General features: G+C 45.2%; 12 protein-coding genes. All 12 read left to right on the plus strand.

The annotated features are described in order from the left end of the window. The first annotated feature begins 137 nt into the window (after positions 1-137). The 12 genes from QUA42_RS18875 (at position 138) to QUA42_RS18930 (ending at position 21466) form a co-directional block, all read left to right on the plus strand. Positions 138-2876, plus strand: coding sequence for a DEAD/DEAH box helicase (locus QUA42_RS18875; RefSeq protein WP_333139072.1), 2739 nt, complete (start codon positions 138-140; stop codon positions 2874-2876). A gap of 387 nt (positions 2877-3263) precedes the next feature. Then, complete coding sequence (locus tag QUA42_RS18880; RefSeq protein ID WP_445301340.1) at positions 3264-6005, plus strand: family 10 glycosylhydrolase; 2742 nt, start codon at positions 3264-3266, stop codon at positions 6003-6005. A 456-nt stretch (positions 6006-6461) separates the two neighbouring features. Continuing rightward, positions 6462-10406, plus strand: coding sequence for a PAS domain S-box protein (locus QUA42_RS18885; RefSeq protein ID WP_333139076.1), 3945 nt, complete (start codon positions 6462-6464; stop codon positions 10404-10406). Positions 10407-10413: 7 nt separating this feature from the next. Further along, entirely contained in the window at positions 10414-11838 is a 1425-nt protein-coding gene (locus QUA42_RS18890; RefSeq protein WP_333139078.1) for a response regulator, read from the plus strand. Between the two features lie 210 nt (positions 11839-12048). Next, positions 12049-12441 (plus strand): response regulator, encoded by a 393-nt coding sequence (locus QUA42_RS18895; protein WP_333139080.1) that lies wholly within the window; start codon positions 12049-12051, stop codon positions 12439-12441. Beyond that, complete coding sequence (locus QUA42_RS18900; protein ID WP_333139082.1) at positions 12438-14996, plus strand: response regulator; 2559 nt, start codon at positions 12438-12440, stop codon at positions 14994-14996. The genes QUA42_RS18895 and QUA42_RS18900 overlap by 4 nt, the downstream gene beginning before the upstream one ends. Continuing rightward, entirely contained in the window at positions 14971-16629 is a 1659-nt protein-coding gene (locus QUA42_RS18905) for an adenylate/guanylate cyclase domain-containing protein (protein ID WP_333139084.1), read from the plus strand. The genes QUA42_RS18900 and QUA42_RS18905 overlap by 26 nt, the downstream gene beginning before the upstream one ends. Positions 16630-16697: 68 nt before the next feature. Further along, the gene (locus QUA42_RS18910) at positions 16698-17213 is read left to right on the plus strand and encodes a DUF1499 domain-containing protein (RefSeq protein ID WP_333139086.1); all 516 of its coding nucleotides are present in this window, start codon (positions 16698-16700) and stop codon (positions 17211-17213) included. 547 nt (positions 17214-17760) lie between these two features. After that, positions 17761-18621, plus strand: coding sequence for a DUF2382 domain-containing protein (locus QUA42_RS18915; RefSeq protein WP_333139088.1), 861 nt, complete (start codon positions 17761-17763; stop codon positions 18619-18621). A 221-nt stretch (positions 18622-18842) separates the two neighbouring features. Continuing rightward, the gene (locus QUA42_RS18920; RefSeq protein ID WP_333139090.1) at positions 18843-19736 is read left to right on the plus strand and encodes a DUF2382 domain-containing protein; all 894 of its coding nucleotides are present in this window, start codon (positions 18843-18845) and stop codon (positions 19734-19736) included. A 290-nt stretch (positions 19737-20026) separates the two neighbouring features. Then, positions 20027-20515 (plus strand): glutathione peroxidase, encoded by a 489-nt coding sequence (locus QUA42_RS18925; protein WP_333139092.1) that lies wholly within the window; start codon positions 20027-20029, stop codon positions 20513-20515. Between the two features lie 489 nt (positions 20516-21004). Then, the gene (locus tag QUA42_RS18930) at positions 21005-21466 is read left to right on the plus strand and encodes a VOC family protein (protein ID WP_333139094.1); all 462 of its coding nucleotides are present in this window, start codon (positions 21005-21007) and stop codon (positions 21464-21466) included. Positions 21467-21492 lie beyond the last annotated feature (26 nt).

Below are 21492 nucleotides of genomic sequence, written 5' to 3' on the forward strand. Positions count from 1 at the left end.
GAGCGGAATGAAGCGAAAGTTTCACGTTCCGTTCTGAAGGAGAGGTAGGGGTAGTAATGCCCATATCGACTCTAACCTGCTGACTTGCTTTCAGCAAGATTTAAGCATACTTATCCTGCAACCTTATAATAATCCTTGTGCCAGACACTGCCCAGAACCGCCCAGAGCTGGATCTGAAGACCATATTTCCATTCGAGCTAGATAACTTTCAGAGAGAGGCGATCGCCGCCCTCGATGCAGGTAAATCGGTTGTCGTGTGTGCTCCCACAGGCTCTGGGAAAACGTTAATCGGGGAATACGCCATCCATCAAGCACTCTCCAGGGGGCGGCGCGTCTTCTATACCACTCCCCTCAAAGCACTCTCTAACCAAAAGCTGCGCGACTTCCGCAGTCAATTTGGAGACGACAACGTAGGTTTGCTGACGGGCGACATCTCCGTCAATCGAGATGCGCCGATTTTGGTGATGACTACCGAAATATTTCGGAATATGCTCTACGGTACGCCGATCGGAGAAGTCGGTACTTCCCTCACCGGAGTCGAAACCGTGGTGCTAGACGAGTGTCACTACATGAACGATCGCCAGCGCGGTACCGTCTGGGAAGAATCCATCATCTACTGTTCCAGCGAAATTCAACTGCTGGCCCTCTCAGCAACCGTTGCCAATAGCGAGCAACTCACAGACTGGATTAACAAAGTCCACGGGCCCACAGAGCTCGTCTACTCAGACTTTCGGCCAGTGCCGCTGCAATTCCACTTCGCCAACCAAAAAGGGATATTTCCCCTGCTAGACGAGACCGGCAAAAGAGCGAATGTTCGGTTAGTCCCCAAAAAGAAGCAGCAAAAAGTAGAAAGAGGCAGCATCCCCACTCCGAGTTTGACCGATGTTTTAGCGCGGTTGGACGATCGAGATATGCTACCAGCAATTTACTTCATCTTCAGCCGTCGCGGGTGCGACCAAGCAGTCGCCGAAGTCGGCAATTTCTCCCTGGTTAACGAAGCCGAAACAGCAGAACTCAAACGCATCATTGACGATTTTTTACAGCGAAACCCAGAAGCAGAACGCTTCGGTCAAAAAGAAGCTCTTTTAAAAGGCATCGCCGCCCACCACGCAGGCATTTTGCCCGCTTGGAAAGGTTTAGTAGAAGAACTATTTGGCAGAGGTTTGATTAAAGTCGTATTTGCCACCGAAACCCTAGCAGCCGGGATTAATATGCCCGCCCGCACCACAGTCATTTCCACCCTGTCCAAGCGCACCGACAAGGGACACCGACTGCTAAACGCTTCAGAATTCCTGCAAATGGCCGGTCGGGCTGGTCGGCGGGGCATGGACAAGCTGGGACACGTCGTCGCAGTTCAGACGCGCTTTGAAGGCGCAAAAGAAGCCTCTTATTTGGCAACAGCCAAAGCCGACCCTCTCGCCAGTCAGTTTACGCCCAGCTACGGCATGGTGCTGAATTTGCTGCAAACACACACTCTCGACGAAGCTCAAGAGTTGGTAGAGCGAAGTTTCGGTCAATACCTGTCTACCTTGTACTTGCAGCCGCAGCAAGAAGAATTAGACCGGCTGCAAACAGAATTGGCGGTGCTTGAACAGTCCCTGGCGGCGGGAGGAAATGTCTCCACCCTGGAAAAAGAGCTCGCCCATTACGAAAAATTGCAGGCAAGACTCAAAGAAGACAAACGTTTGCTCAAAATTCTCTTGCAGCAAGCAGAAGAAGCCAGATTTAAGGAGATGTCCGTAGCTGTGGCTTTTGCAGTGCTCGGCACGGTTATGAGTCTCAAAGGCAAGCACGTTCCGACAGCCAAACGATCGCACACAACTCCTGTACCCGCCGTATTGGTTGCCAAAATCGCAGGTTCCGGCCAAGCACCAAATTTGGTGTGCTTGGGCAAAGATAACCGCTGGTATGTCGTGGCCATTAGCGATGTCGCTACCCTGCACGCCGAATTACCCCGCTTGAGCGTTGCAGATACCTTGAACCCGCCGTCGGAAATGCCCCTGAGACTCGGCCAGTGCCGCTTGGGAAATGAAGAGACTGCTTCAATTGCTGCATCGATCCCACAATTGCCCGCACCGGAACCGAGCCCAGAGGCGATCGAGCAACAGCAGAAAATCGCAGCCGTAGAAGCTAAGCTAGAAATTCACCCGGTTTTAGAATGGGGCAATCCCGGTACTTTGCTCAAACGCCAGCGCCGCCGGGAAGAATTGAAAAAAGAAATCCGCAAAAGCGAACAAGAGTTAGAAAAGCAGCGAGCTCGCTACTGGGAGCAATTTCTCAACTTAATCGACATCTTGCTTAATTTCGGCTGCTTGGAAAGAGTAGTTTCGGCAACGGGAAACCGAGATGACTCCTCCGACAGATTGGTGCCCACAGTCTTGGGCCAAGCTTGCGCCGCCATTCGCGGCGATAACGAACTGTGGCTGGGTTTGTCCCTGATGTCTGCAGAGTTTGACGAACTCGACCCCCACCACCTCGCTGCTGCTTGCGCGGCCTTAGTTACAGAAGTTTCCAGACCGGACAGTTGGACTCACTACTCGCTGTCGCCAGAAGTTTTGGCACCTTTGGACAATCTGCAAAAAGGCCTGCGCCGCCGATTGTTTCAAGTGCAGTACCGTCACGAAGCTGCCATCCCGATTTGGCTGGAACGGGATTTAGTGACTTTGGTCGAACAGTGGGCTCTGGGCGTTGAATGGCTGGAACTGATTAGCCATACGAGTTTGGATGAAGGGGATGTGGTGCGGATTTTGCGCCGGACTTTGGATTTCTTGTCTCAGATTCCTCACGTTCCTCACGTCTCGGATTCTTTGCGGAGGAATGCTTGTCGGGCGATGCAGTTAATCGATCGATTCCCCGTGAATGAAGCTGCAAGTTAGAAAATTGTTGAGTGTTGACTGTTGAGTGTTGGCTGTTGACTGTCCGGCATCTAAATTGTATTTTTGGTTTTTCAACCCCAATGCACGCAGATTTTAATCTAAAATCGTTTCCGGTTGCATCGGTATTGTTCCAATGTCCAAACAGTCAACACTCAACAGTCAACAGTCAACTGTCATGAGGAATAGACCGAGATTTAAATCTAAAATCCAAAATCTAAAATCCAAAATCTAAAATCGATCGATCGCACATTTTCCTGATTCAGGTTGCAGAACAGGATAGAAAATTGTATGGTGCGGATCGATCGCTCTTAATTGTTATTGAATTTTTCTCTAGCGGTGTGGTGGGTAATTCTCATATTTATGCAACAAATCAATAAGCCAGATCAAATGCCTGATGCCTGCTCTCAGGCTCAAAAATTTCGCTTTTTAACTTTCTTGCAAAGAGTCTTAATTGGCACTCTAGCAAGTACATTACTCAATCTCTTTATTTTATTTCCCTCTCCGAGTTTCGCAGAAGTAGTTCTGGGTGTGGTTCGCAGTTCCGAAAATTCTCCCGATTGGGTAAAGATTACCACGCGCCTCTGGGAAAGCGGCATTGCTTACAAACCAATCAATTTGGAAGAAATCAAAAACTTGGCGGATTTAGCAGGCGTTAACGTGCTGTTTTTGCCCAACATTGAAACTTTGAGCCCGGCGCAAATTAAAGTTTTAGAAGCTTGGACAAAACAGGGCGGCCGCTTGATTGCTTCGGGCCCAGTCGGCCGCAGTTCCCCGGCCTTGGTGCGCCAATCTTTGCGATCGCTCCTCGGGGCCTATTGGGCTTTTCCGTTAACCCAGCCGGCGACTCCGCAACCGCGCAACCGCTGTCGGGATCTGGCTTGCACTACTTCTAGCAGTTGGATGCCACCCGAACAAAAAAATGTCTCAGTCCAAGGCGGTGTCTTGATTCCGGCTGATGCGAACAGTCAAACTATTGCTACTTGGAAAGATAGTTCCGGTTCCTCCGCAGCCATCGCCACGGATCGCGCTACCTATCTCGGCTGGCGCTGGGGTAGCGACGGTTCGGGAAATGTAGATAAGGCTTGGCTGCAAGCCTCGATCGCCCGCTGGGGAGGCACGATCGCTTCTGGGCCTGTAGCGCCGCCCACTGCTGCCGCGACCCCACTGCCAACTCCCCCCTCAAGAGTCAGTAGAAACAGCCCTAATTCGCCGCGTAGTAACCCGCTGAGCCGACTTTCTCCCTCTGGCTCGGTTCCCGATCCAGTTCCTGCAAGTTTTACAGACCCTTCGGATCAGGTGGCGGCGGCGGGTTTGGACGTGCAGGCAAATTCCAATAAGCCGATCGTCAGCATTGAAGCGTACTTGATGCGCCAAGAACTCACCAACCTCCTCGGCCGGTTTGAAAGCGCCCTGACAGCATCTAATTCAGCCAATACCGCCGTCAATCTCAATGCTGCTACCACCCCTCAACTGGTGGCTGCAGAACAGGGGGGAGGCGGCCCGGGAGCCAGTCGCTTGACTATTCTGCAAGCGAGCAGGACGGGGGCGATCGCCCAAGCGCGGCAGGTTTTGCAAACTTTCGACCAACTCCTGCAACAGCAAAACTACGCGGAGGCTAGAAAGCAGTGGGTGGAAGCGCGGCAGTTGCTGTGGCAAAATTACCCGAAGGAAGGACAGCGCGTTGGGGCGGAAATTCGGGCGGTTTGGCTCGATCGGGGTACGATCGTTGCAGCGCGATCGGAACAGGGTTTGGCGGCAGTGTTTGATCGGCTCGCAGCCGCCGGTATCAATACCGTTTTCTTTGAAACTTTGAATGCCGGATATACGATTTATCCCAGTCAAGTTGCACCGCAACAAAATCCCCTAACAGTTGGCTGGGATCCGCTGGCATCGGCGGTTAAATTAGCTCACGAGCGAGGCATGGAACTGCACGCTTGGGTTTGGGTTTTTGCCACAGGAAATAAGCGCCACAATACTTTAATTGGCCAGCCTAGCTCTTATCCGGGACCGGTACTTTCCGCTCATCCACAGTGGGCGAATATTGACAATAAAGGACGCACGCAAAATCCTAATGATGGTAAATTTTATCTCGATCCGGCGAACCCGGAAGCGCGTAATTATTTGCTGCAAATTGTCAGCGAAATTGCCAACAACTACAAAGTAGATGGGGTGCAATTAGACTATATTCGCTATCCTTTTCAAGATGACAATGCGAATTTTACTTACGGTTACGGTATTGCGGCGAGGCAGCAATTTAGGCAGTTGACTGGTGCAGATCCGGTGAATATTTCGCCCAGGGACGGCAGTTTGTGGCGGCAGTGGGTTGAGTTTAAAACTAATCAAATTAATAGTTTTGTAGCTGAAGTTTCTCAGCTTTTGCGGCAGAATTATCCGCGCACAATTCTGTCGGTGGCGGTGTTCCCGCACCCGGAAAGTCAGCGAATTTACAAAATTCAGCAAAATTGGGAAGTTTGGGCTCGTCAGGGCATTGTAGATCTGATTGTGCCGATGACTTATGCTTTGGATACGAACCGACTTCAGCGCATCACCGAACCTTTGGTAAAGGAACAAATGCTTGGTTCGGCTTTGATTTCTCCGTCGGTTAAGTTGTTGACTCTCCCGGAAGTTGTGGCGATCGACCAAATTCAAGCTTTGCGCGATTTGCCGACTGGGGGCTATGCTATTTTTGCCGTGGAAAGTATCAGCAGCGGGATGCAGGGGTTTTTTAACCGCACTCAAGGCACGCCGGTGCGTTCCACTTCTGCTGCGGAGCCGATTCCTTACCGACAGCCGTTTGCGGCGGCGGCTTCGCGCTATACTGCTCTCAAGCAGGAATGGAGTTTTTTGCTGGCTAACAATCAGTTGCGGGTGTCGGAATCTGAACTAAAAGTTTTGCAAAGTCGATCGGAGGAATTGGCGCAAGCTTTGAGCAAATTGGCGGCAAATCCTTCTACGGAAAGTTTAGCAACTACTAAAAGATTGTTAAGGGGTTTTCAATCTCAATTTCAATCTTCGATGCGCTTGCATTCTGCCGAAAATAGCTATCAGGTGCAAACTTGGCAAAATCGCTTAGAGAGTTTGGATATGCTGTTACGTTACGGCGAAAGAATGGAGTTGAATCGCAGGTAAATGCAGGTTTTTGGGGTGTGTGCTTGTTAGCTACTGTTTGTTCAAACTGAGAGGTTGCACCATTCTCAATAACCCTTCCCTGCGCGGGCAGGATGCCCACCCCACAAGAAAATGTACTTGTTGTGGAACAGGCAAGATGCCTGTTCCACAATAAAATTCATCTCTTGTGGAACAGGCATCTTGCCTGTTCCTAAATAAGTAATTGAGAATGGTGCAATAGATCAGATGATTTCGAGTTAGGTCGATCGCGCCCACTTATCTGTATCAGTAGTTACGAAAAAACTCTGAGTAGAAATACGCTATTTTGATATAAATTGATCGACGGTACTGTCGTCAGTAAACTACAGCATAAGGAGAAAAGGAAGGGCAAAGGGAAAAGAATTTACACTCAAAACTCCCAACAATTACCAATGCCCAATTCCCAATGCCCAATTCCCAATTCCTCTGAGGATGAATATGTTTCCTAAACCCCTCAATCGTTTGGCTACAAAATTTATCGGCAAAGCTCCATTACAAACGGTGCTCGTGGTTCCCTTTTTAGTGCAAATTGTCGGCACGGTAGGAGTTGTAGGTTGGCTATCTTTCCAAAACGGTCAGCGGGCAGTTAACGAGGTTGCCGCTCAGTTGCGGGGAGAAATTAGCGATCGCATCAAAGACCGCATGGAAAATTATATGTCAATTCCCCACATTGTCAATCACCTGAACGTTCAAGGCTTAAAATTGGGGCAGTTGAACCTAGAAGACAACCAAAAACTAGAACATCATTTCCTAGAACAAATTCAATATTTTGATTCTATCAGCATCATTTACACAGGTAAAGAAAATGGAGAACATTCGGGAGCAATTCGCACTAAAGAGCGGACGTTGATATCTGCTGCCGACAGCTCGACTGGCAATAAATTAGCTCGGTATACGGCTGACTCTCAGGGAAACCGCGTTCAATTAGTGCAAATTTCACCCGATATTTACGATCCGCGAACTCGCCCTTGGTACATAGCTGCGGCTGCGGCAAAAAAACCTATTTGGACTCCAATTTATACAGATTTTTTGACTAGGGAACTGGCAATTACTGCTGCTTTGCCTATCTACGACGACGCTGGCAAATTGTTAGGCGTAGCTGGCAGCGATTTGCTTTTTTCTCGAATCAAAGAATTTCTCGTCAGCCTCAAAATTGGCAAATCAGGACAAACTTTTGTCATGGAGCGATCGGGGATGTTAATAGCCACTTCAACGGCGAGTGCAGAATTTGTGGTGGAAGGTAAAGAAACAAGACGCATCAAAGCTTCAGAAAGCGACAATCCGGTAATTCGACAAACCGCACAGCATTTAGATAAACACTACGACAGCTTAGCTAAAATCAATAATTCTCAACAGCTTACTTTTGATGTTGACCGTAAGCGAAATTTTATTCAGGTAGCTCCTTTTAAAGACGATCGAGGGTTGGATTGGCTGATTGTAGTAGTTGTACCCGAGTCTGACTTTATGGAGCAAATTAACCTCAACACGCGCACAACTTTTTTACTGTCGCTTGCAGCTTTGATGGGGGCGACAATCCTGGGAATTCTTACTGCGAAATGGGTAGTTCAGCCGATTTTAAGATTGAATGCAGCGGCGAAAGCTTTGGCGCGGAATGAATGGGATACAAAGCTCACTCTGAATCGCGAAGATGAACTCGGAGAACTTGCCACTGCTTTTAACAGCATGGCAGAGCAATTGCAGCATTCATTTACTTCCCTCTCAGAAAGCGAAAGCCGAGTCAAACAATTTCTCAATGCAGTACCGCTCGGCATTTTTATTGCAGAGCAAAACGGTCAACCTCACTACATTAACCCTACAGGAAAAAAACTTTTATCTCAAGGAATTGTGGCAGCAGATGCCGAAAAGTTGCGCCAATTATACCGAGTTTATTTAGCTGGAACTCAGGAAATTTACCCGGCGGAACGCGACCCAATCTTAAATGCTTTGCAGGGCAAAGCTGTAACTGTTGATGACATTGAAATCTCCTCCAATAACAAAACTGTTCCCCTGCAAGTTTGGGGAACTCCTATTTACGACGCCCAAGGAAATATTATTTACGGAATGTGCGCTTTTCAAGATATTACGAAACGGAAACTCGCAGAGAAATTATTAAGGGCATACAACCAAAATTTAGCAGTGCAAGTTGCAGAACGCACCGCAGATCTTGCTAAGGCAAAAGAAAAGTTTTCTAAAGCTTTTCGTTCGAGTCCGAATGCGATTACAATTACAAGAATTCGTGACGGCTGCCACCTAGAAGTTAATGATAGTTTTTGCCGGATGATGGGCTACACTCAGGAAGAAATTATCGGTAAAACAGCGGTTGAACTCAATTTTTGGGCGAGTTTGAAAGAGCGTGACCGCATGATTCAAATGTTAAAAAACAAGACAGCAATTCACAATTATGAGCTGAGGTTTCGCAATAAAAATGGTACAGAAAGAACGGCACTGCTGTCTATAGAAACCATCGATATTGACGGAGAAGCTTGTTTTTTGTCGATGTCTAGCGATATTACCGATCGCCAAAAAGCAGAAACTGCCCTCCGGGAAGCCGAAGAAAAGTACCGCAACATTTATGAAAATGCTTTGAATGGAATTTTTCAAACTGCTGTTGACGGGAAATACATCAGCGCTAACCCCGCTTTAGCTAACATCTACGGTTACGACTCGCCTGCAGATTTAATAGCAGCACAGCCGAATTTCAATAACCAGCTTTACGTGAAACCCAACCGCCGCGACGAATTTGCAGCGCTGATGAACGAGTGCGGGATACTATCAAACTTTGAATCGGAAATTTACCGCAAAGATGGCAGCATAATCTGGATTTCGGAAAATTGTCGCGCTGTCTGCGATGAAGCAGGAAATTTACTTTACTACGAAGGTTTTATTAAAGACATTACTGATAACAAACAAGCTGAAATCAAAATGCAGCAGGCGAAAGAAGCGGCCGAAGCAGCAAACCAAGCTAAGAGTACCTTTCTCGCCAATATGAGCCACGAATTGCGATCGCCCCTGAACGCGATCATCGGCTTTGCTCAAGTCCTGATCCGCAGTCAAACTTTGTCTCAGGCAAATCAAGAAAATGTCGGAATTATCCTCCGGAGTGGCGAACATTTACTGGCTTTAATTAACCAAGTTTTAGACTTGTCAAAAATCGAAGCCGGACGCACAACTCTTAATGAAAAAAGCTTCGATTTGTACCAACTAATCGACGATTTAGAAGATATGTTTGCTCTCAAAGCTGAGCAAAAAGGTTTGCAACTAATCTTCGACACAGACGCAGAAGTTCCCCATTACATTTGTACTGATGAAGTTAAATTGCGGCAAGTCTTAATTAATTTGCTCAATAATGCAATTAAATTTACCTCCGAAGGGGGAGTGTCGGTGCAAGTCAAAGGAGGAAGGCAGAATATACATAAAAACAGCATTGACCAATTGCCCGGCCGCTACTGGCTGCATTTTGAAGTTCAAGATACTGGTGCAGGCATTGCTGCTGAGGAAATCCATCAGTTGTTTGAAGCATTCGTGCAGACGAAAACAGGTAAAGATTCTCAGGAAGGAACGGGTTTAGGTTTAGCTATTAGCCGCCAGTTCGTGCAATTAATGGGAGGGGAAATTACTGTTAGCAGCGAGATCGGAAAAGGTGCATTATTTCAGTTGGACATCCAAGTTTATCTGGTTGAAGCTAGTGATATTGAAAGCAAAAAAACTCAACGTCGAGTTGTTGCCCTCGAACCGAATCAGCCGAGTTATCGCTTGCTAATTGTGGACGACAAACCTTTGAACCGCCAACTGTTAGTAAAACTTCTCAGTCCACTCGGATTTGAGTTGAGAGAAGCAAATAACGGTAAAGAAGCGGTGGATATTTTTATGGAGTGGGAACCGCATCTGATTTGGATGGACATGAGAATGCCTGTCATGGACGGCTATGAGGCAACGAAACAGATTAAAACTACAACTGGCGGGCAAGCAACGGCGATTGTGGCCCTAACTGCTAGCGTTTTGGAGGAAGAACGGGCGGTGATTCTTTCGGCGGGTTGCGATGATTTTATGCGGAAACCGTTCCGCGAGGAGGATATCTTTGTGGCAATGGGAAAACATTTAGGAGTACGCTATATTTATGAAGATTCAACCGCAGTAAGTGCCGCAGGTATAGAGGAGTCAAGTCAGGAGGTGCTGACACCGGAGGCTTTTGCCTCTCTTTCTCCAGACTGGATGGCCCAATTTAAGCAAAGTATTTTGAGTGTGGACATGGAGGCGATCGCGACTTCGATCGCACAAATCGGCACTGTCAATCCCTCTCTCGCGGGCAAGCTTCAAGATTGCATTAATAATTTTGAATATGACAGAATTTTGAACATAATCGATATCAGCGAAAAACAGTAAATACCCGATGACTTCAACTTTACCTATAACCAATCGAGCTAATATTTTAGTAGTGGACGATACGCCAGAAAACCTGCGGCTGCTGGCCGGAATTTTGAGCGAAAAAGGCTATCAAGTTCGCCCCGTACCCAATGGCAAGCTAGCATTGTCTGCATCTCAAAAAATACCCCCAGATATAGTGCTGTTGGATATTATGATGCCGGAAATGGACGGCTATCAAGTTTGTCAGCAACTCAAAGCTTCTGAAATTACAAAAGACATTCCTGTTATTTTTATTAGTGCGATTAATGACGTGCTGGATAAAGTTAAAGCTTTTGCAGTTGGCGGAGTTGACTTTATTACTAAACCGTTTCAGGTAGAAGAAGTTTTAGCCCGGATAGAAACTCATTTAAAAATTTGTTCGCTGCAACAAACTTTGCAAGAAAAAAATCAAGATTTAGCAACCGCGCTGCACCAACTGCAAGCCACCCAAGAGCATTTGATTCAATCGGAAAAAATGGCAGCCCTGGGACAACTTATTGCCGGCATTGCCCACGAAATCAATACCCCCCTTGGCATTATAGGTTCCTCTATTCATAATATAGCTAACTTTTCCGACGAGTTCTTAGAAAAATTTCCTGAAATTTATCAACAACTTTCTGCCGAGAGCAAAGCTTATTTTTTAGCTTTACTGTACAGAGCCACCCATCAAGAAGTTTTATTCACAAGCAGAGAAAAACGCAAATTTAAGCAGCAGTTGGCGGCGGATTTGATTGCAGAATCTGTTGAAAACGCCGAGGAAATTGCGGATACTTTAGTTGACATGGAAATCTACGAAAAAATAGAAGAGTTCTTGCCGCTTTTTAAATCCCCCGATTGGGAAGTAGTTTTAAATAGTGCTTACCAATTTGCGAGCTTTAAAAAAAGTATTAGCCTGATCCAAAGAGCAACAGCGAAGTCTGGGAAAGTAGTATTTGCCTTAAAAACCTACGCTCATTTTGATAGCAAACTAGAAAAAGTCCAGGCGGACTTGCACGATGGCATTGAAACGGTATTAACCCTTTATCAAAATCAACTGAAACACGGTATAGAAGTAGTTAAAAAGTATGGAAATTTACCCCAAATTATGTGCTATCCCGATGACTTAAATCAAGTTTGGACTAATCTCGTTCATAATTCCCTGCAAGCAATGGATTATAAAGGTATTTTGACGATTGAAACTCGGCAGCAAGAGGCAACTATTTTCCTCAAGTTTACTGATAACGGCAAAGGTATTCCCTCAGAAGTTATTCCCAAAATTTTTCAGCCGTTTTTTACGACTAAATCGGCAGGCGAAGGTAGCGGTTTGGGATTGGATATTGTGAGAAAAATTGTGGAAAAACACGAAGGCACAATTGCTGTAGATTCTGTACCGGGGCAGACAACTTTTACAGTCTCGCTGCCTATTTATTAAACAAAACTTACCTGCAGGGGGCTGATTCCCGGTGACACTCGTCGCTGTCTCGCTGACAAATACAAGATTTATGACAAGAAACCGGGTTGATCTTCGGAAGTCCTATTAAAATAAGATAGGGGACAGATATCCTGCATCCTTGCCGGAAATCAATAATGTAAAAGCAAGTCATGTCAGTAAACCTACTAAAATTTAAGCAGAGAAGAAAAGATGAATAAGCCTATAATTCTTTGTGTTGATGATGAACCGGATATCTTGAATACTCTCAAAATGCAGCTCAAAAAGGAATTTAAAAATGATTACTTTTATGAATTAGCTGAAAGTGGTGATGAAGCTTTAGATTTACTGGAGGAATTTCAAGAAAAAGCTCAGGTGATTGTGGTTGTTTCTGATTGGCTGATGCCGGGAATTAAAGGTGACGAACTTTTAATTAAAGTTCACCAAAAATATCCTAAAATTATTAAAGTGATGTTGACTGGACAAGCGGATGCAGGGGCAGTTCAGCGGGCATTAGAAGAAGCAGATTTATACTGTTGTTTGTACAAACCCTGGCAAAGCAAAGACTTAATAGAGATTATAAAATCTGGGCTGGCTAAGTTATGAAAAAACCTGTGATTGTTTGTATTGATGATGAACCTGACGTTTTGAATAGTTTAAAGATTGAACTGAAAAAGGCGATCGGCGATCGCTGTATAATTGAAACCGCTGAAGGGGGGGCTGATGCTTTAGAGTTGCTGGCCGATCTGCAGGCAGATGAATACGAGATTGCTTTGGTGCTTTCCGATTACATCATGCCGGATATTAAAGGGGATGAACTGCTCAGAAGAATTCACGAAAGCTCGCCGGAGACTCTAACCATAATGCTAACGGGGCAAGCAGATTTGGAAGCCCTGAGTAATGCTATCAAGTATGCTAAATTGTACCGTTATATTCCTAAACCTTGGCAAAATGAAGACTTAAAATTAACCGTAGTAGAAGCGGTTCACAGTTATTTGCAAGATCAAAAGTTAGCCGATGAAATTCATAAGCGCCAAGAAGCAAACGAGGAGTTAAAGCTAGTAAATCAGGCGTTGTCTGCGAGTGAAAGCCGCCTGAGTCAATTTTTAGAAGCTTTGCCAGTGGGGGTATCTGTTTATCATCCCGATGGCTCGATCGCCTATTTCAACCAGGCAGCGCGGGATTTGCTGGGTGCAGACACTATCCCGGAAAGCACTGCGGAACAATTAGCTGCCACTTATCAACTTTATGTTGCCAATACTGATGAGCTGTACCCCCCGGATAATCTGCCAATTTTGCGGTCACTGAAAGGAGAATCTGTCAAGGTTGACGATGTAGAAATCCGTCAAGATGGCAAAAGAATTGCGATCGAGATCAGTACCACGCCGATTTTTGACGCTAGCGGAAATATTGTTTATGCGATCGCAGCTTTTCAAGATATTAGCGATCGCAAACAAGCCGAAAAAATACTAGCAGAATACCACCACACTTTAGAAGCCAAAATTGACGAACGCACAGAACAACTGCAACACGCCGCATTAGCTGCTGAAGCAGCAAACAAAGCTAAAAGCACCTTTTTGGCCAATATGAGCCACGAGTTACGCACCCCTCTCAATTCTATACTCGGCTTTGCACAAATCATGGAACCCAGCCCTGATCTTAGTGTCGAAAACCGAGAAAATATGAGAATTATTCGGCGTAGTGGCGAACACTTGCTGACCTTGATCAATGAAGTCTTAGACTTGTCAAAAATCGAAGCGGGGCGGATGATGCTCAACCCGAAAAACTTCGACCTCTACCGCTTGCTTGACGATTTGCAAGATATGTTTCAACTGCGGGTAGAGAAGCAAGAGTTGCAGTTGCGTTTCCAGCGCGATGCTGACGTTCCTCAGTACGTGCGAACCGATGATATTAAACTGCGGCAAGTGCTGATTAATCTTCTGAGTAATGCCATTAAGTTTACGGAAACAGGCGAAATCATCTTAAGAGTTATAAAATTAGAAAAATCGGGATTTCTGGATTTATTGGATAGTCCCACAGCTTGCTTTGATACCACAAGAAGTATTCGGGAATTTTCGAGAGCTAGCAGTGATTTTGCCAAGGTTGAATGGAGGGATGAGGCTGAGAATTCAACTGTGCCGAGTTTTTTCCTTCTATTTGAAATAGAAGATACAGGAGTTGGCATTGCTCCCGAAGAATTGGGCAATATTTTTAAGGCTTTTGTGCAAACAGCTTCCGGTAAAAAAAATCATAAAGGTACGGGTTTAGGATTGAAGATCAGCCGTCAATTTGTCCGCCTGATGGGAGGAGAAATTGTCGTAGAAAGTCAACTGGAACTAGGCACCACTTTTAAATTTGAAATTCCAGTCGGTGCAGTTTATGCTGCCGATCTTCCAGATCCGCAACTTAACCGCCAAGTTAGTGGGTTGGAACCCAATCAACCGTGCTACCGGATTTTAATTGTGGACGATCGCGAAGACAACCGCCAACTTTTAGTTAAAATGCTTTCTCCTTTAGGTTTCCGGGTGGAACAAGCCACCAACGGTCAGGAAGCAATAGAAATGTGGGAAAATTGGCATCCCCACTTAATTTTGATGGATGTGCGAATGCCAGTGATGGACGGCTACGAAGCTACTAAACAAATTAAGGCTAGAATCAAGCAGAGAGAGTCAGGATGGGAAATGAATATTTCCCATCCTGACTCTCCGATTCCAAAGATTATTGCTTTGACAGCTAGTACAATTGAAGGGAGGCAAGCGTTTGCTTTATTGATCGGCTGCGACGATTTTATTAGCAAACCTTTCCGCAAAACAGATATATTTGATGCCATCAACAAACATTTGGGCGTGAAGTATCTCTACTCTAACTCAAGGGACTTTATCTCAATAGGCGATCGAAATAATTTATCGGGTTCCATCGCTAATGCTGCGCTTGCTTATTTACCTACACTTCCCGCAGAATGGATAGACAACATGAAGCAGGTAATCCGCAGTGCTGATTTTGACTTAATTGTCAGGACAATCGACGAAATAAGGGAGCCTCATCCTGAATTTGCGGAAATCCTCCAGGGTCATCTCGATAATTTTGATTACCAGAAAATTCTCAATTTAATTGCCGAGGCGGAGGAATCAGATAATGCAGATGAAGGCGGAACAAACTGAAAACGATCAAGCAGATATTTTAGTAGTTGACGATACGCCAGATAATCTGCGTTTGTTGATTAGAATTTTGCAAAAAAATGGCTATAAAGTTCGACCGGTTACTAATGGTTTTTCGGCGTTAGATGCTATTCAATCTAGCGCACCAGATTTGATTTTACTCGATATTATGATGCCGGATATTGACGGCTACGAACTATGTAAAAAATTAAAATCACAAGCGAAACTCAGGGAAATTCCCATCATTTTTCTCAGCGCGCTAGAAGAAGGAATAAATAAGGCCAAAGCTTTTGAAGTCGGCGGAGCCGATTATATCACAAAACCTTTTCAGGTGAAAGAAGTATTGGCGCGAGTGAGTAATCAACTTACTGTGCGTTCATTGCAAATGCAATTGCAAGAAAAAAATCAAAAATTGACAGATCAAAATATCCAGTTGCACCAAGAAATTGCTGAACGCCACCAGGTGGAAATGGAAACAAGATTGCTGCTGGAGGCTACTCAAGCTATTAGCAAGTCTGAGGATTTTGACTCTGCTATAGATTTAATTTTAGGTTTAATTTGCAAAACTATTGAATGGAATCTGGGCGAAGCTTGGATTCCTTGTAGTGAGGGGTTTTTAAAATGCGCTACAGGCAGGTACGTTAGTGACTTGAGTTTTGCCCAATTCCGACAAACAAGTTGGCAGTTAATTTTTGCTCCCGGTGTGGGACTCCCAGGTAGGATTTGGCAGTCGCAGCAGTCTGAATGGATCGATGATGTTTCTACTGCACCGGCACAAGTTTTTTTACGAGCGGAAATCGCGGTGAGTGTGGGATTAAAAGCAGCTTTTGGGGTGCCAATTGTCGCCGACAATCAAGTGTTAGCTATTTTGATTTTTTATCGTGAAAAAGTTCTGAAATGTCAGCCACGCTTGTTAGAATTAGTGAGCGCGGTTGCTACGCAGCTTGGTTCGTTGATTCAGCGGAAGCAAGCTGAAGCAGCGCTGAAAGTGCAGCAAGCACAAACAGAGAAATTGCTGCTGAATATTTTACCGAAACCTATTGCCGATCGCTTGCAAAAAGAGCAAAAGTTGATAGCGGATCATTTTGATGAGGTAAGCGTCTTGTTTGCTGATTTGGTGGGTTTTACACAGTTTTCTGCTCACAAAAGTCCGACGCAGTTGGTAGAAATTTTGAACGGGATTTTCTCGGAGTTCGATAGGTTGTCTGAATTGCACGGGTTGGAAAAGATTAAGACAATTGGGGATGCTTACATGGTGGTTGGGGGTTTGCCGACGCCACGGGAGGATCACTCTGAGGCGATCGCATTTTTAGCTTTGGAGATGCAGGCAGCTTTGAGGAGGTTTAATGCCAAAATGGGAGAAAATTTTCAATTGAGGCTCGGAATTCACAGCGGTTCGGTGGTGGCTGGAATTATTGGGATTAGTAAATTTAGCTATGATTTGTGGGGGGATACTGTTAATGTTGCTTCACGCATGGAGTCGAATGGATTGCCTGGTAAAATTCAAGTGACGGCGGCGACTTACGAGCGTTTGAAAGAGCAGTTTGTTTTGGAAGAACGGGGTCATATCCCGATTAAAGGTAAAGGAAGAATGCTGACTTACTGGTTAATTGAAGAACAAAAAAAATCTTTTTAATTTTTTGATGTTAATTTCAATTAATATGAAAATTAGACCGCATTTATACTTTCAGGAGGGCTAATCCTTTGCAAACAGTTGAAACAAAATCGCCGACAGCATGGAAAAAAGTCGTGGTTATTTTAATATCATTGCTAGCAGTAGCGGTACTGTCGATCGCTACTTTTATCGCTATTCCCGGAGAAAAAACAATGTTTGCTGGAACAAGACCTGCCAATATCGGGATTCAGTCAGGAAAACTCGCAGCGTGCCCGAGTTCCCCCAACTGCGTCAGCAGCTTCAGTCAAGATGCCGAACACAAAATTGAGCCTTTGGCATACCCTTCGTCCGCTGCGGAAGCTATGGTAAAGCTCAAAGGGGCGATCGAGTCCTATGGAAGAACTAAAATTATCACGGCAACTGATAATTACCTGTATGCGGAGTTCACCAGTGCTTTGATGGGGTTTGTTGATGACGTTGAATTTTTGGTAGATGATGAAGCAAAAGTCATCCATGTGCGATCGGCTTCGCGTCTGGGACAGTCGGATTTGGGAGTTAACCGCAGTCGGATAGAAGCTATCAGAACTCAATTCAATCAACTCTGAACTTAAAATTTCTAGCTTTTCGGAAGCCCCTCTCCTACAGGGCGGTTTCATTATCCGTAGGGGCAAACCCCCCGTGGTTGCCCCGATATTTGAAACACCTATTCCCTCGTCCGTGGAGGGGGTAGGCACGGGGGCGCTACCCATACAAAACGATGATTTCCCTGGGAATAAAACAGCCCTGCCCTCTCCTACAAGATGAGGGGATTTGATTTTTCTGTATTACTATGTAATGTTGATTTTTTACCACCTCGTTAACAATTATTAACAGTAGGCAGAGCGCAAAGGATTGTCCAGTAGGGGAGTAGGACACAGCAATGCCGTGTCCGTACCGTTGGCTTTGAGTTTTAATACTTGTTATATATAAGATTGACGATTGTAGAGTTTTACAATCTTTAGAATAGCTGAGCGCGCTAGCACAGAAGAAGAGATGCCGTAGTATTCCTATAGTATTAAACAACCTAAATTATACACTTCTGACTTTAGGGAGAGGGAAGTCAGCAAATTAATTTCTACTATTAATTTAAGTAGAGCAAAGAGGAAAAAACACATGGCACTTCAAAGATTAGCAGAATTTTATCCTAACTATCAGGAAGAAATCTTTGCTGGAGACGACATCAAGGGATTTGATGTTTATGCAGGCGACTCTGATGAAAAAGTAGGCACGGTTTATGATGCTTTGGTTGATGACACTGGTCGTTTCCGCTATCTGGTAATTGATACCGGTATTTGGATTTTTGGCAAAAAAGTATTGTTGCCAATCGGCTCGGCCCGCTTCGACTACGGAGCCCGTCGCGTCCACGCCACAGGCCTTCGGAACAAAGCTCAAGCAGAACAATTGCCGGCTTACAATGATTTAGAAGCAGTAGATTACGATCGCGAAGAACAGGTAAGAGGCGTTTACCGCAATCAAGGAACTGGCGCTGCCAGCACTGCCACTCCTGCTAGCTACGATCGCAGCAGCTACAACTACGATATCGACCGCCCTCTCTACGAAACCAACGAACAGCAGCACCAAAATCTCAAGCTTTATGAAGAACGCTTGATTGCCAACAAACACCGCGCAAAAACAGGCGAAGTAGCAGTGGGCAAGCGCGTGGAAACTGAAACAGCGCGAGCTTCAGTACCCATTGAAAAGGAACGAGTTGTAATCGATCGAGTAACCCCAGTAGAAGCGGGTCGAGTAGTTTCAGTCGGTGAGGCTGACTTCCAATCAGGGGAAGTTGCACGCATGGAAGTCTACGAAGAAACGGCCGACATTCACAAGGAAGCTTTTGTCCGGGAAGAAGTCAACGTCAGAAAAGAAGTTGTTCGCACCACGGTTGAGGGCGAAGAAACCTTGCGTCGTGAAGAATTAGACGTTAAGACTGATGGAACTGCGGTTGTAGATAATAAAAATAAAAAGATCTAAACCAACCGCAACAGCTATTGCATAGGAATTGCGCCTTAATGACATAATTCTGTCACCGCGCAGGTTTGATTGGATTGGTAGCGATCGCGCACTTCCTATGTGAGGGGCGGGGGGGGTACAAAACTTGTCTAGTTTTGGCAACGTTTATGCACTTTCCCCGCCTTTACCAATTTCCCCTTACCAACTCATAAGAAAAATCCCTAAGCAGGAAAGTTTAAAAAATGAACGGTCAAGCATCAGCAGAAAAGATAGCAACTGCCAAATCAATAACCCGTCTCAACCGGGTACCTGAAAAAGTCAGAACTAAGCTAAAAAGTTTTACCGTCAAAGACAACCAAGGTCACTTGGTAGGCAAAGTTAAAGATGTATATTTTGATGCTAACGGTCAGTTAAACTTTGTGGTGGCTGGGCTAGGCAGCGAAAACGCCCGCATTTTTTTATTAAGTGTTAAGCTGCTTAAAAAAGTCGATTATCACCAAAAAGCCCTGTTTGTAACTATTAATTCGGATCAAGTCGATCTGCTGCCAGTAGTTTCGGCAAATGGCGGGCATCCGTATTTAGAAAAGGCCTCTGAACCGGATAGTGAATTTAGCAACAGTGAGTTAACAAATCCCTCAACAGTTATGTCAAATCTAACAGATGCCGAACTCACAGATCCAAATTGGGAGACAGATGAGGATGAGGAAAACTTGGATATTGTCGATCAAGAAGTAATTCGCCTGCTAGAAGAACGATTGGTGATAAATCGCAGCAAGCGCAAAGTCGGCGAAGTCATAGTGCGTAAAGAAATTGAAACTCGGATGGTACAAGTACCTATCCAGTGGGAAAAGCTGATTGTCGAACAAGTCGGCGACGATCCGAAGGTGTTGGCAGAAATAGATTTAGGCGAGGGAAACATCACTGGTATAGATTTGACGGAGATTAAGAGCGCTCGCCAAGAACCGACAGTTAAGGCTGAATTTACCTCTGTGCAGAAAGCTAGCAAAATCTTAAATTCGATCGCCTCTCAACCCCGTCACGGTTGCGTCAAAGTCCGCCTCGAACTCGTTCTCGAAGACAAGCAACTTGAGGATACTTACCAAAAATGGATGACGGAACACCACTCAGAGACTTAAAATATTCGTCCTTTTCCGTGTAGATTTTAGGTATTAGCGAGAAACTTAAATCTAAGAGCGGACTGTGGCGAGCCGTGATCGGGAGAAAGTTTACCGCCATCTACTAACATCATGTTCGGTAAATTAACCGTCATTTTTGTAGGGGCGGATTCACCCATATCTATAATATAAGCGCGAGATGCCTCAACCCGCCCCGACCGGGATATTGAAATTTTTAGCGATCGACCTCTAGACAAAATTGTACAGACTTGCGGTAAAATTGTGGTGGTCAAATTTAAAAGTATTTGAAAATGCCCAGCACAATCTCCGACATAAAAGTAACAACGATCGCAGGCGAAGACAAGCAGCTAGGAGAGTACGCTGGCAAGGTACTCTTGATAGTTAATGTAGCTTCCAAATGTGGCTATACACCTCAATACAAAGGACTCGAAGAATTGAGCCAGAAGTACAGCGCGGCTGGACTCCGTGTTTTAGGATTTCCCTGCAACGACTTCGGAGGTCAAGAACCCGGAAGTAATCCAGAAATCGTCAATTTCTGTACTACCAAATACGGCGTCAGCTTTGAATTATTTGACAAAGTACGCGCTAAAGGAACTCAGCAGCACCCGCTGTACGCTAAGCTTACGAGTGCAGTCGATCCCAAGGGTGAGGTCTCGTGGAATTTTGAGAAATTCTTAGTTAGCAAACAGGGTGAAGTGGTGGCCAGATTCCGCAGCAGTGTTGGCCCCGATTCGCCAGAACTAATCGCTGCTATTGAGCGAGAATTGGCAAAACAATAAGTTCGGCAACTAAGCTGTGTACAGGATTTAACTGATTTAACGGATGGATGTTTAGGGAAGACGGAAGAAATTAATAGGCTTTTTTTATAAAAAGTTGAGAACTAATTTTTTTCTTCTGATCTTCCCCATAGTGTGCAAGCACTCAACCATGAACAAATACCGATAATTGTATTTAATTGGAGAACAGTTTAATTTAATGGAAAATACATCGGGATTAGATTTAGTTGTAGGTGTACTTGCTTTCGCAATTCTGGCAGGTGGTCTGGCTATGCTATTTGTAGGCATGGCATCGTTTCCTAAAGAAAAATAATATTAATGGATATGATGTGCGATCGCACGACCAGAATTAAAGTTTTGGTAGTGAGGACTTCAGTCCTCATAGAAATCGGAGGATTCCAGTTCTCACTACCAACTTAAAATGCTTATTTTACAGGGCAGCATCTGAAAAAATCAAACTGCATTCAATTTTAATATTCGCAATTGACAATCATGCAAACTACTGAAAAAAACGTCAAAATTGCCCTCGCGCCGGGGAATTTGCGCCGCGTTCACCATATCGCTTTAAACGTGCGCGACATGAAAGCTTCCCGCCACTTCTACGGTACAATTCTCGGCCTGCACGAACTAACAGGTGCAGAAATTCCCGCAACTTTAACAGAAATGGTAGCCGCTGGTAAAGTCGCTAATTTCGTTACCCCAGACGGTACTGTTATTGACTTATTTTGGCAGCCCGACTTGGAACCGCCCAACCCAGACCCGGAGAAAGCTTTTACCCGCGCCAACCACTTAGCCTTCGATATCGAGCCGGATTTGTTCGATGGCGCTCTGGAGGTGCTAAAGTCAAATCAAATTGCGATCGATAGCGGCCCCGTGACTCGCGCTACAGGACGCGGCATTTACTTTTACGATCCTGATGGATTTATCATCGAAATCCGTTGTGATGCAGTTTAAACAGTCGCTATCTGCTTCTTCGTAGT

The sequence above is a fragment of the Microcoleus sp. Pol11C2 genome, from assembly GCF_036701505.1.
Taxonomy (GTDB): Bacteria; Cyanobacteriota; Cyanobacteriia; order Cyanobacteriales; family Microcoleaceae; genus Microcoleus.

Excerpts from the sequence above, each read along its gene's own strand:
- QUA42_RS18930 (WP_333139094.1), top strand. The coding sequence starts at position 21,005 with ATGCAAACTACTGAAAAAAACGTCAAAATTGCCCTCGCGCCGGGGAAT.
- QUA42_RS18905 (WP_333139084.1), top strand. The coding sequence starts at position 14,971 with ATGCAGATGAAGGCGGAACAAACTGAAAACGATCAAGCAGATATTTTA.
- QUA42_RS18895 (WP_333139080.1), top strand. The coding sequence starts at position 12,049 with ATGAATAAGCCTATAATTCTTTGTGTTGATGATGAACCGGATATCTTG.
- QUA42_RS18885 (WP_333139076.1), top strand. The coding sequence starts at position 6,462 with ATGTTTCCTAAACCCCTCAATCGTTTGGCTACAAAATTTATCGGCAAA.
- QUA42_RS18915 (WP_333139088.1), top strand. The coding sequence starts at position 17,761 with ATGGCACTTCAAAGATTAGCAGAATTTTATCCTAACTATCAGGAAGAA.
- QUA42_RS18880 (WP_445301340.1), top strand. The coding sequence starts at position 3,264 with ATGCCTGATGCCTGCTCTCAGGCTCAAAAATTTCGCTTTTTAACTTTC.
- QUA42_RS18925 (WP_333139092.1), top strand. The coding sequence starts at position 20,027 with ATGCCCAGCACAATCTCCGACATAAAAGTAACAACGATCGCAGGCGAA.
- QUA42_RS18900 (WP_333139082.1), top strand. The coding sequence starts at position 12,438 with ATGAAAAAACCTGTGATTGTTTGTATTGATGATGAACCTGACGTTTTG.
- QUA42_RS18890 (WP_333139078.1), top strand. The coding sequence starts at position 10,414 with ATGACTTCAACTTTACCTATAACCAATCGAGCTAATATTTTAGTAGTG.
- QUA42_RS18920 (WP_333139090.1), top strand. The coding sequence starts at position 18,843 with ATGAACGGTCAAGCATCAGCAGAAAAGATAGCAACTGCCAAATCAATA.